Origin of the sequence: Parabacteroides sp. CH2-D42-20, assembly GCF_003670185.1 — a bacterium.
In the GTDB taxonomy this organism is placed as follows: Bacteria; Bacteroidota; Bacteroidia; order Bacteroidales; family Tannerellaceae; genus Parabacteroides; species Parabacteroides distasonis.
On the sequence record NZ_RAYG01000030.1, the window covers coordinates 1 to 15,816 of the forward strand.

Genomic DNA, 15,816 nt, shown 5'->3' on the forward strand with positions numbered 1-15,816 from the left:
ACCGTAGTCCCGCGAGAACAGCGCCTACCTCTCCCGCAATCATCCATCCCGGCTTATATCTCGTCCGGAGATTCCCGGTCGGAGCCGAAAAAGGCCCGGCCCGGATGTCAGTCGGCCGTATGGATAAGTTTCAATGCCATGATGGTAATCTTGCTTTATGGAGGCCAAAGGTAGGGAAAAATCTCAGGAAAGACCTTTAGAAAGGAGGAGAGGATGCGGGAAGGAAGCAAGTTGTCATTTCCGGGTGCCGGAAACGAGAGCTTCCGGGTATCGGAAACGAAAGCTTCCGGGTGTCGGAAGTTCTCGTTTCCGACACCCGGAATAAAAGTTAAACCTCATCGGGGCTTTCGCTATCTCCACCTCCGCCCACGGTTAATGGATAAGGGAAGCGATTCCGGCGTACTTCCTTCAAAAAGACTTTACTGTTGCCACTCGAGCGAGTAGCCACCTCCAAGTAATACGTGCCATCCTCCAAGGCGGGGATGATAAGCGAGAAGGCCGACGGATCGTTGCGCAACACGGAGGTCATCGGCACGGCTACCGACGTTTGGGAGCCGTCCTTCACGAAGAAGAAGCCCACGGCATCTCCCGTCTCGCCGGCGATCTTGATACGTTGCCCGCTGCCGGTCAATCCTCCGCCCGGGGTCAGTTTCGTATTCACGGCACCGGACGCTACGTCCGTCACGCTGATGATCGTAGGCAGCCCCTCCTCCACGTGGCTGACGATCACGCTGATGTCCGTCAGCTTCGAACGAATCTCCGCCGTGGGCGTGGAACGGAGCACGACCTTGTTGCGCGCCGGGTCGAACTGCGCCTTCGGGCCGATGAACGAGCCCTCCACGCCCAAGCTGTTCGTCGTGAAACCGAACTCCACGGTACTGCCCGAGTACAGCTCCTCCTCGGCCACACCCTTGATCTCACTGTAAATACCTTCAATCTCCGAGGCCGAATATTTCGTACCGAGCCGAGCGGCGGCCAGCTTGCATAAGTCGCCGATCGAACGACTTTGTACGTAAGTGACGTTGAACGTGAAATCGTCCGTGCGCGCCGTCAACTTGTTCTCCACCAGCTTACCGGTGATACTTCTTTTCTTAGGTTCTGCCATACTATCATTCAGATTATGGGCCTCTCTTGGATAGAGACCCTAGTTATTAAACACCCAAATGTAACAATAAACTTTCACTCCGACAAGCGGGAATCGGATTACTATTCACGCTTTCCCAAAAACTATTTGTAAGCAAAACCTAGCCAACTCATAATAATTTGTTACTTTTGCGGTGGTTTTAAATAGGAACAACATAATTAATAAACATACCTATGGCAAAGATTACAAAAGAGGAGGCCCTTCGGTACCATGCCGAGGGCAAACCGGGTAAGATCGAGGTCATCCCGACAAAGCCTCATAGCACGCAAACGGATTTATCCCTGGCTTATTCGCCGGGCGTAGCCGAGCCGTGCCTAGAAATCGAGAAGAATCCGCTGGACGCGTACGAATATACGGCGAAAGGTAATTTGGTAGCCGTAATCTCCAACGGTACCGCCGTACTCGGGCTGGGCGATATCGGCCCCTTGGCCGGTAAGCCGGTGATGGAAGGCAAGGGATTGCTATTCAAGATATTTGCGGGCATCGACGTATTCGATATCGAAGTGAACGAGAAAGATCCGGAGAAGTTTATCCAGACCGTGAAGGCGATCTCGCCCACGTTCGGAGGAATCAACTTGGAGGATATCAAGGCACCGGAGTGTTTCGAGATCGAGACTCGCTTGAAGAACGAGCTGGATATCCCCGTCATGCACGACGACCAGCATGGTACGGCAATCATCTCCGGCGCCGGGCTGATCAACGCCTTGGAGATCGCCGGCAAGAAGATCGAGGACGTGAAGATCGTGGTGAACGGCGCCGGAGCCGCCTCTATCTCATGTACGAAACTGTACGTGATGCTGGGAGCGCGCAAGGAGAATATCGTCATGTGCGACAGCAAGGGCGTCATCTCTACCAGCCGCCCGGACTTGAACGCCGCCAAGCGGGAGTTCGCTACCGACCGTCCGATCAAGACCTTGCAGGAGGCCGTGGTGGGAGCCGACGTATTCTTGGGCCTCTCCGTGGCGAACGTATTGACCAAGGAGATGGTACGTAGCATGAACGCCGACCCGATCGTATTCGCCTTGGCGAACCCGAACCCGGAGATCTCCTACGCCGATGCGATGGCCTCGCGGGACGATATCATCTTCGCTACCGGACGTTCCGACTATCCGAACCAGATCAACAACGTGCTGGGATTCCCTTATATCTTCCGCGGCGCCTTGGATACGCACGCCAAGGCGATCAACGAGGAGATGAAGCGGGCCGCCGTCTACGCCATCGCCGACCTTGCCAAGGAGCCGGTTCCCGACGTGGTGAACGCCGCCTATAAGCTGAAACGAACCACTTTCGGACGCGACTATATCCTTCCGAAAGCGCTCGATCCCCGCTTGCTGACCCGTGTATCTTGCGCCGTGGCGAAAGCCGCTATCGACTCGGGCGTGTCTCGCAAGACGATCACCGACTGGGAGGGCTACGCCAACCATTTGCGTGAGATGATGGGGTACGATAATAAACTCTTGCGCTCGTTCACCGATATGGCGAAAGCGAACCCGAAACGGGTGGTATTCGCGGAGGCGAACCACGTGAATATGCTGAAAGCCGCCGCCGAGGCGAAAGCGGAAGGTATCTGTTTCCCGATCTTGCTGGGTAACGAGGAGCGTCTGGCCAAGATCGCCGCCGAGGAGAATATCAGTCTGGACGGTATCGAGATCGTCAACCTCCGCCACGACCGTGAGACGGAACGCCGCCACCGCTACGCCCGTATCCTTACCGACAAGAAGGCGCGCGAGGGCGTGACCTACTCGGAGGCTTGCGAGAAAATGGTAGACCGTAACGCCTTTGGTATGATGATGGTGGCTACCGGCGACGCCGACGCTTTCGTGACGGGTGTATACAGCCGCTACTCGGAGGTTACCAAGATGGCGGAGCAGATCATCGGCATCCGCCCGAGCTACAAACATTTCGGCGCTTTGAACATCCTGACGTGCAAGAAGGGTACGTTCTTTATGGCCGATACGTTGATCAACCGTCATCCGTCGGCCGAGGTATTGATCGATATCGCCCGCCTGACGCACGACGCCGTGAAGTTCTTCGCTCACGAGCCGGTTATGGCGATGTTGTCTTACTCGAACTTCGGTTCCGACAAGCAGGGCAGTCCGCTGAAAGTACACGAGGCGATCGACTTCTTGCATAAGACATACCCAGACATGGTGGTAGACGGAGAGATGCAAGTAAACTTCGCCCTCGACAAGAAGCTGCGCGACGATATGTACCCGTTCAACAAGCTGAAAGGACAAGACGTGAATACCTTGATCTTCCCGAACCTAAGCTCCGCCAACAGCGCATATAAGCTATTGGATACGCTGGGTATCACCGAGACGATCGGCCCGATCCAGATGGGATTGAACAAACCGATCCACTTCACCGACGTAGAAAGCTCTACCCGTGATATCGTGAACCTGACTACCGTAGCTGTCGTAGACGCTATCGTTCAGGAACAGATCGAGAAAGAAGGTTGATAGGGCTTATCCCCTATCAATACTATCCCCAGTTGTAGAGACAGGGCGTGCCCCGTCTCTACAACTGGATATATCAATTCTGATAGCTTTCGATATTCGCTATTACCTTTTGCGACAATCGCTCCATACATTGCTCCGAGTGGCCGGAGACTTTCGGGGTATATATGACATTATCGAACTGCGTCAAGGTATCCGCATAATTCCCAATACCTACCTCATCGCATAAGAAGAAATTCCGCTTATGGGCGCTAAGCCAACGTTGTAAATCCGGGACACGGAAAGTAGGCCCTACCGACGTATTGATCAATATCTTCAGATTACCGAACAAACGAAACTCACCCGCCCCCAGAAGAATCGTATTACGAGGCAAGCAAGTACATAAAATATCCACCTCCCGCAGCAACTCCCGCAGAGGCAGGTAAGCGATACCGGCGGCCTCGGCATCCGGCTTACGGGTACGGCTGAAATAATAAACCTCAGCCCCCAAGAAACGAAGAGCGTCAGCGATCATTCTCCCGGTGCGACCCAATCCCACGATGCCTACTTTTTGCCCGCCCAGCTCATACGCCTTATGTTTCCACTGTTTCCCGCCAAAACCATGCAACAAACGGACCAGCTCGCTAATGACATACTCCACGACTCCCTCATCGCCATAGTCGCGGATACCCAAGACCGTTATCCCCCGCTCACGTGCAGCGGCTATATCCACATTCGCGCTAGACTCGCTATAGAGGGTACAGCACATCCCGATGTATTTGATATTCGGGCAAGCCTCGATCACGTTCCTCCGGATCTGTGTATTATAAGAGACGAGTACGCAATCTGCGTCCCCGATCCGGTTCACAATCTCCTCATCCGTTTCCGGAATGCCGGTATAAAAAACAACCTCTTTTCCAAGCTCCTTCAAACGCTCCACTCCCCATGTATTCAACCCGGTAGAATCTACCACTACTATTTTCTCAAACATATCTCACATTATTAATTACCATCTTCAATTAATTATCCCTCTCACAAAGCTATAAATAAAATAGCCGCAAAGGGTAACCTTCAGCACGACACTCAATAAAAAACCCGCGAACGCCCCGAAACCAGCCTTCAACGCATCTCCGGACGCCTTGCCTCCCAAAAGTTCCCCCACGAAAGCCCCCACGAAAGGACCCAGCAAGATTCCCCAAGGCGGAAACACGAATATGCCGGCCACGGTTCCCACGGCACATCCCCAATTTCCCCACTTGGACCCTCCGCTATACTTAGTCCCCAGCATGGGCGTAACATAGTCCATCGCCTGTGCCAACACGACCAGCAATCCCCACACGACCAACTCCGTAACCGTGAATTCCGCATAGCCTGTAAAATGCAGCAGCCACAAAGCCAAATACGCCACCGGCGGCCCCGGCAAGACCGGCAAAAAACACCCCGCCAATCCCACCAACAAACAGATAACGCCTAGTATAACCAATAAGATATCCATACAATCACTATTTACAATAATCCTTTATTTCACCAATTCTCCTTATTAATCAAATTCACTACGACTTTCACCATCATATCTTTTTCCTCCGTCCGGCTTTCCGCTATCATCAAGGTTAAAGCGACCAATGTATTATCAGCGATACGTTTCGTCCCATCCGGATTATATAAGATTCCATTATTATCGAGAAACCACAAGAAAAGCGTTGCGGCTATACGCTTATTACCATCGCTGAACGAATGATTTTTTGTAACCAGATAAAGAAGCATAGCCGCTTTTTCCTCTACCGAGGGATAAAGATCCTCCCCACCAAAAGTTTGGTAAATCTGTCCGATAGAGCTTTTGAAAGAGCCGTCTTTCTCGTTTCCGAATAAATTACTTCCACCAAATTTACTTTTCAATCCTTGGATAGCCAACATCGCATTTTCATAGGTAGCCTTAAACCGTTGCTCATTTGTCGTCGAATGAATATCCAATTGCTGATAGTCATACTTATCCAGTGTATCTAAGGCATAGGTATAGTCTACAACCACATCTAGTAACGTACGGCTTTCATCCGAGGAAAGAACCTCCTGACCCTTAACCGTACGACCGAGGACTTGTACAAGCAGCTTCAGTTCGTCGTATTTTTGTTGGGTCAGTTGTTTATTGACAGCGTAACCTTTAACAAGGTATTCTTTTAGGATTTTATTCGCCCAGATACGGAATTGCGTACCACGCTTAGACTTGACACGATAGCCGACTGAGATAATGACATCAAGACTATAAACCCCAGTAGGCTTGTATTTGGAAAAAGTATTATGCAAAATTTGCATATTACTCATTTCCTCAAGTTCTCCTTCTTTAAAAACATTTCTGATATGCCGAGCTATTACCGATTGATCCTTTTGAAAAAGCTCCGCCATCTGCGCTTGCGTAAGCCATACTGTATCATTCTCCAATTTCACGTCAATTGAAGTCTCACCATCGGCTGTCCGATAAATAACGATCTTGCCATTTTCCATACGTTTCAGTTTTTAGGATATATAAATAGACAAAGATACAAACATTTCCCACCCTTAACTGTTTTGCTAAAAGCTAAATCTAAACATATATATTTATGCACAAACATTTACGCCTGACATGTTATGCTTTGTTGTGCTTGCTGGTACCGATCGGGGTAATGGCGCAGACAGAGCATACGTATTTAGACCGTGCCCTACCCGGGTCATGGTCTGAGGAAGGGAGTGATTTCCAGCAGACACTTCCCGTAGAAGATAATTGGTGGAGAAATTTTAAGGACCCGTTACTGGACTCGCTGATAGAAGTAGCCGTGAAACAAAACTATTCCGTGCAAATGGCGATGGATAGGATCGCCATGGCGAAAGCCAACCTGCGGTCGGCACAAGGAAGCTACTCGCCCACCCTAGGGCTTTCCGCCGGATGGACACGGCAACAAAGTAGCGGCAATATCAATCAGGTACCCAAGGCGATCACCCAATATTCCAGCGCTACCGTAGATATGAACTGGGAGGTGGACGTATTCGGGAGTATCCGGAACCGGGTGAAAGCGGAGAAAGAGAATTTCGCCGCCTCGAAAGAGGAATACAACGCCGCCATGGTCTCCCTTTGCGCTCAAGTAGCCTCCTCCTACATCAATATGAGGGAACTGCAACAAGAGGTAAAGGTAGCGCAACAGAACTGCCGCTCCCAACAGACGGTCGTACAGATCACCCAGAAACGGTATGAGACCGGGCTAGTCTCTAAACTGGACGTAGCGCAGGCGCAATCCGTATACTACAGCACGAAAGCCTCCCTACCGATGCTGGAGGCCGGTATCATCCAATACGCGAACTCCTTGGCGATCTTGCTAGGCCTGTACCCTTCCGATCTGCAAAAGATCATGGAGACAAACGCTTCCTTGCCGGAATATATCGAGCCGGTCGGTGTAGGGCTACCGGCAAACCTATTGCTACGCCGTCCGGATGTACGTGCGGCAGAAAGGCAGGTCAATGCGCTTGCCGCCTCGCTCGGGGCCTCTAAGTCCGATTGGTGGCCGAAAGTATTCGTGAAAGGCTCGGTCGGTTTCGCCTCCCACGACTTCGACAAGCTGGCGAATCATAATAGCTTGACCTATGAGATCGCCCCTACCCTTACGTGGAACTTCTTCCAAGGCACCCAGAAGATACAGGCTACCCGGTTGGCGAAAGCCCAGTTGGACGAGTCGATCCGGCAATTCAACCAGACCGTGCTTACCTCCGTACAGGAAGTGGATAACGCCATGAGCTCGTACAAGAACTCGATCAAGCAGATCGTAGCCCTCCGGGAAGTGGTAAACCAAGGAAAACAGACCTTGGATCTTTCCCTTGACCTCTATAAGCAGGGCCTTACGCCTTTCCAAAACGTACTGGACGCGCAACGCTCCCTCCTCACCTACCAGAACCAATTGACACAGGCTCAAGGTAGCTCACTACTGAACTTGATACAGCTTTATCAGTCATTGGGCGGAGGATGGAATCCTATGTAGGCCGTTCGATCCGATCGAACAAAAGCCCACTCAAACAATTAATATAAATAATCATTAAAGACAAAAGATATGAAGACATTTGTTTACATAGGGATTATCGGAGCCTCCGCCTTATTACTGGCGTCTTGCAAGGGGAAAAGCAAGCCGATGGAAACGCCCGTGCCCTCCATAAGCGTATCCACGCCGATCGTGAGGGACATTACCTTGACGAAAGAATACCCCGGATACCTTAGTTCACAACTGAAAGTAGACTTGGTAGCCCGTGTCAACGGATACTTGCGTACCTCTTACCTCAAGGCCGGAAGCCGGGTGAAGAAGGGCGATCTTATCTTCGTGATCGAACCGGACACCTATCAAGATAACGTCACCCAAGCCGAGGCTTCCGTAAAGACCTCCAAAGCCCAGCTGGAATATGCACGCAGTAACTACGAGCGTATGAAGGAGGCGGCTAAGAGCGGCGCCGTAAGCCAGATACAAGTGATCCAAGCGGAGGCTACCGTATCGGAGTCTGAGGCTGCCGTGAAGAATGCCGAGGCGGAGTTGAATACCGCACGGACCAACTTGAGCTATTGCTATATCCGTGCGCCTTTCGACGGTGCGGTTACCCGGGCCAGCTACGATATAGGTAATTACATCAACGGAGCCGTCCAGCCGGTTACCTTGGCCACCTTATACAAGGACGACTTGATGTTCGCCAATTTCAATATCGAGGATAACCAGTTCATGAAGATGATGCTGGAAGCCGCCCGCAACGATAGCACCGTGAAGCTTCCGACCGAGATCCTCGTCAGCATAGGCAAGGATGGCGGCAATGCGTATACGGGCCGGCTGGATTATCTATCCCCAAATATCGACCTATCGACCGGTACCCTGAACGTACGTGCCAATCTGGATAACCCGAAGCATGTATTGAAGAGTGGCTTATATGTCACCATCACCCTGCCGTATGCCGAGCAGCCGAATGCGGTCTTGGTTCGCGACGCCTCGATCGGTACCGACCAATTAGGGAAGTACCTTTATATCGTGAACGACTCCAATGTCGTACGATACCGTCCTATCGAGGTGGGCCAATTGGTAGACGATACGCTTCGCCAAGTGACCGCCGGTATCAGCCCCAAAGACTCCTATGTCACCTCCGCCCTGCTTAAGGTACGAGATGGCATGACTATCAAACCTATAAAATAAGCAAGCTATGGTAAAGTTCTTTATTAACAGACCGATATTCGCCACCGTACTTGCTCTGATCATCGTCGTGGCGGGTTTGGTCACCCTCAATATATTACCGATCGCCCAGTATCCGGAGATCACGCCGCCTACCGTACAGGTATCCGCCGTTTATCCCGGGGCGGACGCACAGACGGTAGCGCAAACCGTAGGTTTACCGATCGAGCAACAGGTAAACGGCGTGGACGGTATGCTTTACATGAGTTCAAACTCCTCCAGTTCGGGGGCTTACTCCCTGACGATCACCTTCGCCGTGGGAACGGATATCGACATGGCGACCGTCATGGTGCAAAACCGGGTGAGTATCGCCCAAAGTAGCTTGCCGGAACCCGTGATCGTACAAGGTATCACCACCCGCAAGCAATCCTCCAATATCGTGATGATGCTTACCCTAAGTTCCAAGGATTCCATTTACGACGGGTTGTATTTAAGTAATTACGCCACCTTAAATATGATAGACCAGCTAACCCGCCTGCCGGGTGTAGGCTCGGTACAGGTAATGGGAGCCGGAAACTATAGCATGCGTATCTGGCTAGACCCGGAGGCGATGCGTATCCGTAACTTGACGCCGGACATGGTCTATCAAGCCATATCCACGCAAAACGCCCAAGTATCCGCCGGTTACGTAGGCCAACCGATTCTACGGGCGGATAACCCCTATCAATATACCTTGACCGTGAAAGGACGGTTGACGACACCGGATGAGTTCGGCAATATTGTCCTTAAGACCGGACAAGGTGGCAAGATCCTGCGATTGAAGGATATCGCCCGCATAGAGTTGGGCAGCTCCTCTTACAACGTGGTCTCTAAATTAAGCGGACAGCCGACGGCTGCGATAGCGATCTACCAGCTGCCGGGCTCCAACTCCTTGGATGTATCGAAGGTGGTAAAGGCCAAGATGAAAGAATTAGGCAGTTCCTTACCCGAAGGCGTGGAATACAAAGTGACCTTGGATACGACAGAGGTGATCGACGCCTCCATCCATGAGGTGCTTATCACGTTCTTGGAGACAACCTTGCTGGTGGTCTTGGTTATCTTCTTATTCTTACAGAATTTCCGGGCGGTAGTCATCCCGTTCATTACGATTCCGGTCTCATTGATCGGTACGCTGGCGGTCATGGCGGCTTTAGGCTTCTCCATTAATACGTTGACCTTATTCGGCTTGATTCTGGCGATAGCGGTGGTGGTAGACGACGCCATCGTGGTGGTAGAGAACTCCACCCGGCTCCTCGATACCGGGAAATATACGGCCCACGAGGCGGTATCGAAGGCCATGGATGAGATCGTAGGGCCTATCGTGGGCGTGGTATTGGTATTATTGGCGGTATTTATCCCGACAACGTTTATCAGCGGTATCTCCGGGCAGCTCTATAAGCAATTCGCCTTGACAATCGCCGCCGCTACCGTATTAAGCGGATTTAACTCGCTTACGCTTACGCCCTCGCTTTGCGCCCTTTTCTTGGAGAAGAATACGGAAGAACCAAAATTCTTCCTCTTCAAAGGATTCAATAAGGTATACGGAAAGACTCAGAAGATGTACGACTCGATCGTGGAGCGGATGCTGAAACGACCGGGAGCGGCGATGATCGTTTACGGTATCATCACGGCGGTAGCGGTTATCTTGTTTATGCGCTGGCCGACAACCTTTATACCCGAAGAGGATGACGGCTATTTCCTAATCGTATCCCAATTACCCCCGGCGGCGAGCTTGAACCGGACGGAGGCGGTCACCAAGCAGATCGACGAGATCCTAAAGACATACCCCGAGGTGAAATCATTCATCAGCGTTAGCGGATTCTCCGTGATGGGTGGAGGGGAGCAATCCAATACGGCCACCTTCTTCGTGATCCTAAAGAACTGGAACGAACGTAAAGGTAAGGAGCATACGGCAGAGGCCGTGACCAACCGTTTCAACCGGGAGGCATCGGCTATCCAAGAAGCGCAGGTATTCGGTATGGTACCGCCAGCTATCCCGGGGTTGGGCGCTTCGGGCGGCTTGCAACTGCAATTGGAGGATCGTAAGAACCTAGGTCCGACGGAGATGCAGCATGCCGTGGAGACATTGCTGGCCAGCTACCGCTCGAAACCGCAATTGCTGAACCTTTCTTGTATGTATCAGGCCAATACCCCGCAGTATCTACTGAAGATAGACCGGGATAAGGTGCAGATGCTCGGTCTTCAGTTGAATCAAGTATTCTCCACGCTCAGCTATTATATGGGAGCGGCGTACGTGAACGATTTCGTGGAGTTCGGACGTATTTACCAAGTTAAGATCGAGGCGAACGGAGAGGCGCAGAAAGTGATCGATGATGTACTCCGTTTGAGTCTGGCGAATAGTAAAGGAGAGATGGTACCCTTCTCCTCTTTTATCGAATTAGACGAGCAATTGGGATTAGACCAGATCAACCTATATAATATGTATTCATCGGCGGCTATTACTTGTATCGCCAACCCGAAATATAGTTCCGGAGAAGCGATCCTAGCGATGGAGGAGCTGATACAGGAACAATTAGGTGATAATTTTGGATATGAATGGACCTCGGTCGCTTATCAAGAGACGAAAGCAGGATCTACGACGGTGATTATTTTCGCCATGGCGTTGCTAGTCGCTTTCTTGGTTCTCTCGGCTCAATATGAGAGCTGGACAAGTCCGTTGGCGGCTATCATGGGTTTGCCGATCGCCTTGTTGGGAGCTATTATCGGCTGCTGGGTGATGGGGGTTCCGGTAAGCGTATATACCCAGATCGGTATTATCTTATTGATCGCCTTGTCCGCCAAGAATGGTATCTTGATCGTAGAGTTCGCCCGGGATTTCCGGAAGGAAGGTAATCCGATACGGGATTCCGCCTTGGAAGCCGGACACGTTCGTTTACGTCCGATCCTGATGACCTCGTTCGCCTTTGTATTGGGTGTCATGCCTTTGCTTTTCGCTACCGGAGCGGGAGCGGCCAGCCGTATATCCTTAGGTGCGGCGGTAGTATTCGGTATGGCTATCAATACGATATTCGCCACGATGTTCATCCCTAACTTCTATGAACTGATGCAGACCATCCAAGAGAAATGGCTGGATAAAGGAAAGAAGACGGATGAAACGCCTAAACAATAGAAAGTTTCCAATCCTCTAATGAGGCAAAAAGAGAATAGCCATGGGTTTAGCCATGGCTATTCTTTTTTACTCCCTTCGGATACATTATTATATATTCTATGATTGGAATTAGGCGATTCCCAACAACTCTACCTCAAATATTAATGTGGAGAAAGCAGGGATCGGACCCGAGGCACGATTACCATAACCCAAACTGTAAGGGATATAGATTATCCATCTATCCCCTACCCGCATTTCTTGAAGAGCCAATTGCCAGCCTTCAATCACTTGGTTCAAGCGAAAGGCTTCCGGGCAACCCCGTTTCCATGAGTTATCAAATTCCCTTCCGTTAATCAACGTTCCTTTATAATGTACGGAAACGACGCTTTCCCGATTAGGAGAAACTTTGCCTGTACCCGCTTGTATTACCTTATATAATATACCGCACGGTAATGTCCGGGTTCCCTCTTCCGAAGCGATCTCGTCCAAATACAATAGATTCTTCTCTTTGTACTCCTCTTTTCTACTCATATATATTACATTATCTTACATTTAGCTCCGCAAATGTAGCAAATAGAAATAGAAACGCAATGGCATGGTAACACAATAGACATGCCAAACGTTCAAATACTATCATTATATGAATCTGATTCCCGCTTTTTTTATCATAGATCAAGAAAACATAGGAATCCGCAAGAAACATGCTATAAAACATACCACGTATGGAATAACGCCGTATATTTGTGTCGTAAAACATAATTGTAAAGCAAATATGGTAAAGAGATTGTTTAAACGTTACATCGATTTGCTAGGGTTTCAACCTTGGACAATTTGGGTTTACCGCATGTGGTAAACCTCACGATGAAAAAGAGGAAGGTTTAGGTTAAGGTTATCAGAAGTCCGGGATTAGGTTAGTAATAGGTTAAAAGGTTAAAGGTTTAGGTTTTCAATTCATTCGTTACTCGGACTTCAAAAGTTATGTGAGATTTAGAACGTGTCGAAAGGCACAGATTTATTAATTAAAAAGAAAATGAGCTATGAAAAGTTTTATTAGACATTTTTTGGATAGCTGCTTGAGATCACTCGCTGCTATCGGTCAGTCGGAGTTAACAAAATGGGGTTACAATAAATAAGTAACACCCCATTTTACCGGGAAGGTGAACATTTGATTTTTTCAAACCATACCGTGGTTGCTTGGCATCTTGCCAGACAACCGCTTTTTTGTATCCATACCTTTTAAACAAGGTATCTTAGTTTCATAGAGAAAGTATCCTAAGTTCATTGGCGAAGTATCTTAGGTGTATGGGGCGATGAAACTAAGATACTTTTATAACTCATGCGGCTATTTTCAGCGAGGTAGGCAAGAAAACTGACTGCTTTGTCCGTTTCTCCACCGTAGCCGGAGAGTGCGGAGCAGCCGACGCAGAGCGTGATATCCGTGGATTCGCCATGAAATTCTACACAGAGGAGGGTAACTGGGACTTGGAAGGTAACAACACCCCCGTATTCTTCTTGCGTGATCCCCTAAAGTTCCCGGACTTGAATCATGCGGTCAAACGTGACCCGAAAACGAATCTACGAAGCGAGGATAACAACTGGGATTTCTGGACTTTGCTTCCCGAGGCCCTGCATCAAGTAACGATTACGATGAGTTCTCGCGGCATTCCTTACTCTTATCGACATATGCATGGTTTCGGTAGCCATACGTACAGTTTTATCAACAATAAGAACGAACGTATCTGGGTGAAGTTCCATCTCAGAACCCTGCAAGGTATCAAGAACTTGAGTGACGAGGAAGCGGCTGCGATCATCGCCAAGGATCGTGAATCCCATCAGCGTGATTTGTTCGAGAGTATCGAGCGTGGTGACTTCCCGTTAATGGATGTCGGTATCCTCGAGTTGAACCGTAATCCGGAGAATTATTTCCAAGACGTGGAGCAAGCCGCATTCAACCCGATGAATACTGTCGAAGGTATCGGCTTCTCCCCAGACAAGATGTTACAAGGTCGTCTATTCTCTTATGGCGACGCCCAGCGTTACCGCCTTGGCGTGAACCTAGAGCAGATCCCGGTGAACAAGCCCCGCTGTCCGTTCCATGCCTATCACCGTGACGGAGCGATGCGTGTAGACGGAAACTATGGAGCCGCAAAGGGTTACGAACCTAACAGCTTCGGCGAATGGAAAGACTCTCCCGAGAAGAAGGAACCGCCTTTGAAAGTACACGGGGATGTTTATAATTACAACGAGCGTGAGTATGATGATGATTATTACAGCCAACCGGGTGCCTTATTCCGTTTGATGCCGCCGGAAGAGCAACAGTTGTTATTCGGAAATACCGCCCGTGCGATGGGTAACGCCCAACTGTTCATCAAGCAACGCCACGTACGCAATTGCTACAAGGCAGACCCTGCTTACGGTAAGGGAGTAGCTGAAGCTCTAGGAATCAGCTTGGAAGAGGCCTTGAAAGAAGACCGATAAAGTAGTAAGGCTACGATAGAAAGCGATAAAAGAGGGATAACCCCAGTAATCCTATGGATGAACAGGTTATCTCATTCTTTTTTAGTAGGATAAGAGAGGATATGCCATGAGACCCCGATACTGATAAGCCCTAACAAAGCTTTCACCCACCAATAGCCGACTAGCAAAAGGGAAGTAATGATCGTAGATAGCCACATGATAGCGATCGTGATAATCTTGGAACGCAAAGGAATAGCCTTATCTTCCACAAAGCCCTTAATATGCGGCCCGAAATAACGATTGCTCATCACCCGGTTATAAAGTCTCTCCGAGCTACGGACATAAAACCAACAAGTCAGTAACCAAAAAGGAGTGGTCGGGAGCAAAGGGACAAAGATGCCGATCGCTCCCAATATGAGAAAAAACGTTCCTAACGTAATGTATATGATACGTCTCGTCCCGTTCATCAGCCAACCGTATATTCTGCGATTTGCTTGAAACCGTTCAAGAAGTCCGTTATATTCATCCGTTTCTTTCCGGCAAGTTGCAAGGAATGCAATCGAAGGAAACCATCCTTCACGGCCACATCGATATACGATTTATGATCTGTATGGATAGAACCTACCGGGAAGTTATGCGTTGCCGGACGCTTCTTCGTCTGGTAAACCTTCAAGACCATACGTTTGCCATCCGCTGAGATCAATTCCGTCCAAGCGGCAGGATAAGGAGAAAGCCCACGGACGAAATCATAGATCTTCTTCACCGGTTGGTTCCAGTCGATATGACAGGTATCTTTGAAGATCTTCGGGGCCGGACGCAACTCGGCGGCATCCTTATAGAACTCCTCTTGAGGGATAGCGTCTGTTTTTCCATCCAACAGTAAGTCCACGGTCTCGGTAACCAACCCCGCCCCCATCGCCATCAAGGCATCGTGAACGGTTTCTACATCGTCGGTATCAGCAATCGGCAGATGTTTCTGACGGATGATCTTACCCGTATCAATCTCATGCGTAAGAAAGAAAGTAGTCACGCCGGTCTCCGTATCACCATTGATAACCGCCCAGTTGATCGGAGCGGCGCCCCGGTATTGCGGAAGCAAGGAGGCATGCAGATTAAAAGTTCCCAGACGGGGCATATTCCAGACCACCTCCGGCAGCATACGAAACGCCACCACGATCTGCAAATCCGCCCGCAAGGCACGCAGTTCCTCTAAAAATGCCTCATCCTTCAATTTCTCTGGCTGCAAGACCGGAAGACCCACCGATACGGCATATTGCTTCACAGCACTCGGCTGAAGTACGCTACCATGACGGCCCATTGGCTTATCCGGCATCGTAATGACACCTACCACATTATATCCACCTTCTACCAAGGCACGCAGGCTCTCCACGGCGAAATCGGGAGTGCCCATATATACGATTCGTAAATCCTCTTTCTTCATATACAATAAATTGGATCTGTTTTTAACAA

Annotated in this window: 11 protein-coding genes and 1 pseudogene; 5 read left to right on the forward strand and 7 right to left on the reverse strand. The window is 49.9% G+C overall.

Annotated features, from left to right (window positions below; translation table 11 throughout):
• Nucleotides 1-328: 328 nt before the first annotated feature.
• Complete coding sequence (locus D7V92_RS16945; protein WP_121773353.1) at nucleotides 329-1,105, reverse strand: DUF4469 domain-containing protein; 777 nt, start codon at nucleotides 1,103-1,105, stop codon at nucleotides 329-331.
• Between the two features lie 212 nt (nucleotides 1,106-1,317).
• Here D7V92_RS16945 and D7V92_RS16950 point away from each other — a divergent pair, with 212 nt between their 5' ends.
• Entirely contained in the window at nucleotides 1,318-3,603 is a 2,286-nt protein-coding gene (locus D7V92_RS16950; RefSeq protein ID WP_009017113.1) for an NADP-dependent malic enzyme, read from the forward strand.
• A 73-nt stretch (nucleotides 3,604-3,676) separates the two neighbouring features.
• Here the strand turns inward: D7V92_RS16950 and D7V92_RS16955 are convergent, their stop codons facing one another.
• From D7V92_RS16955 to rhuM, 3 genes are read right to left on the reverse strand one after another with little or no spacing between them, the layout of a single operon-like run.
• Nucleotides 3,677-4,570 carry a D-isomer specific 2-hydroxyacid dehydrogenase family protein gene (locus tag D7V92_RS16955; RefSeq protein WP_121773354.1) on the reverse strand — a complete coding sequence of 298 codons (894 nt, stop codon included), beginning with the start codon at nucleotides 4,568-4,570 and terminating at the stop codon, nucleotides 3,677-3,679.
• 24 nt (nucleotides 4,571-4,594) lie between these two features.
• Entirely contained in the window at nucleotides 4,595-5,074 is a 480-nt protein-coding gene (locus tag D7V92_RS16960) for a DUF456 domain-containing protein (RefSeq protein WP_008779527.1), read from the reverse strand.
• Nucleotides 5,075-5,103: 29 nt separating this feature from the next.
• Nucleotides 5,104-6,078: a virulence protein RhuM/Fic/DOC family protein gene (gene rhuM, locus D7V92_RS16965; RefSeq protein ID WP_048928374.1), complete on the reverse strand. Its 975-nt coding sequence runs from the start codon at nucleotides 6,076-6,078 to the stop codon at nucleotides 5,104-5,106.
• A gap of 95 nt (nucleotides 6,079-6,173) precedes the next feature.
• On the opposite strand from rhuM, the gene D7V92_RS16970 reads away from it, so the two are divergent.
• The 3 genes from D7V92_RS16970 (at nucleotide 6,174) to D7V92_RS16980 (ending at nucleotide 11,910) form a co-directional block, all read left to right on the forward strand.
• Nucleotides 6,174-7,580, forward strand: a complete 1,407-nt coding sequence (locus tag D7V92_RS16970) for an efflux transporter outer membrane subunit (protein ID WP_121773355.1) — start codon at nucleotides 6,174-6,176, stop codon at nucleotides 7,578-7,580.
• A gap of 69 nt (nucleotides 7,581-7,649) precedes the next feature.
• Nucleotides 7,650-8,765 carry an efflux RND transporter periplasmic adaptor subunit gene (locus tag D7V92_RS16975; RefSeq protein WP_005858206.1) on the forward strand — a complete coding sequence of 372 codons (1,116 nt, stop codon included), beginning with the start codon at nucleotides 7,650-7,652 and terminating at the stop codon, nucleotides 8,763-8,765.
• 7 nt (nucleotides 8,766-8,772) lie between these two features.
• The gene (locus D7V92_RS16980) at nucleotides 8,773-11,910 is read left to right on the forward strand and encodes an efflux RND transporter permease subunit (protein ID WP_121773356.1); all 3,138 of its coding nucleotides are present in this window, start codon (nucleotides 8,773-8,775) and stop codon (nucleotides 11,908-11,910) included.
• 108 nt (nucleotides 11,911-12,018) lie between these two features.
• On the opposite strand, the gene D7V92_RS16985 is transcribed toward D7V92_RS16980, so the two are convergent.
• Entirely contained in the window at nucleotides 12,019-12,420 is a 402-nt protein-coding gene (locus D7V92_RS16985; RefSeq protein ID WP_121773357.1) for an FKBP-type peptidyl-prolyl cis-trans isomerase, read from the reverse strand.
• A gap of 792 nt (nucleotides 12,421-13,212) precedes the next feature.
• Between D7V92_RS16985 and D7V92_RS16995 the strand changes: the two are divergent.
• Nucleotides 13,213-14,367: pseudogene (locus D7V92_RS16995) on the forward strand (catalase); the annotation flags it as partial.
• A 71-nt stretch (nucleotides 14,368-14,438) separates the two neighbouring features.
• Here the strand turns inward: D7V92_RS16995 and D7V92_RS17000 are convergent.
• A complete protein-coding gene (locus tag D7V92_RS17000) occupies nucleotides 14,439-14,813 on the reverse strand; it encodes a YbaN family protein (RefSeq protein WP_005866200.1) in 375 nt (124 codons plus the stop codon).
• Nucleotides 14,813-15,787: a methionyl-tRNA formyltransferase gene (gene fmt, locus D7V92_RS17005; RefSeq protein ID WP_036610396.1), complete on the reverse strand. Its 975-nt coding sequence runs from the start codon at nucleotides 15,785-15,787 to the stop codon at nucleotides 14,813-14,815. Before fmt ends, D7V92_RS17000 begins: the two co-directional genes overlap by 1 nt.
• Nucleotides 15,788-15,816 lie beyond the last annotated feature (29 nt).

Excerpts from the sequence above, each read along its gene's own strand:
- D7V92_RS16945 (WP_121773353.1), bottom strand. The coding sequence starts at position 1,105 with ATGGCAGAACCTAAGAAAAGAAGTATCACCGGTAAGCTGGTGGAGAAC.
- D7V92_RS16950 (WP_009017113.1), top strand. The coding sequence starts at position 1,318 with ATGGCAAAGATTACAAAAGAGGAGGCCCTTCGGTACCATGCCGAGGGC.
- D7V92_RS16955 (WP_121773354.1), bottom strand. The coding sequence starts at position 4,570 with ATGTTTGAGAAAATAGTAGTGGTAGATTCTACCGGGTTGAATACATGG.
- D7V92_RS16960 (WP_008779527.1), bottom strand. The coding sequence starts at position 5,074 with ATGGATATCTTATTGGTTATACTAGGCGTTATCTGTTTGTTGGTGGGA.
- rhuM (WP_048928374.1), bottom strand. The coding sequence starts at position 6,078 with ATGGAAAATGGCAAGATCGTTATTTATCGGACAGCCGATGGTGAGACT.
- D7V92_RS16970 (WP_121773355.1), top strand. The coding sequence starts at position 6,174 with ATGCACAAACATTTACGCCTGACATGTTATGCTTTGTTGTGCTTGCTG.
- D7V92_RS16975 (WP_005858206.1), top strand. The coding sequence starts at position 7,650 with ATGAAGACATTTGTTTACATAGGGATTATCGGAGCCTCCGCCTTATTA.
- D7V92_RS16980 (WP_121773356.1), top strand. The coding sequence starts at position 8,773 with ATGGTAAAGTTCTTTATTAACAGACCGATATTCGCCACCGTACTTGCT.
- D7V92_RS16985 (WP_121773357.1), bottom strand. The coding sequence starts at position 12,420 with ATGAGTAGAAAAGAGGAGTACAAAGAGAAGAATCTATTGTATTTGGAC.
- D7V92_RS17000 (WP_005866200.1), bottom strand. The coding sequence starts at position 14,813 with ATGAACGGGACGAGACGTATCATATACATTACGTTAGGAACGTTTTTT.
- fmt (WP_036610396.1), bottom strand. The coding sequence starts at position 15,787 with ATGAAGAAAGAGGATTTACGAATCGTATATATGGGCACTCCCGATTTC.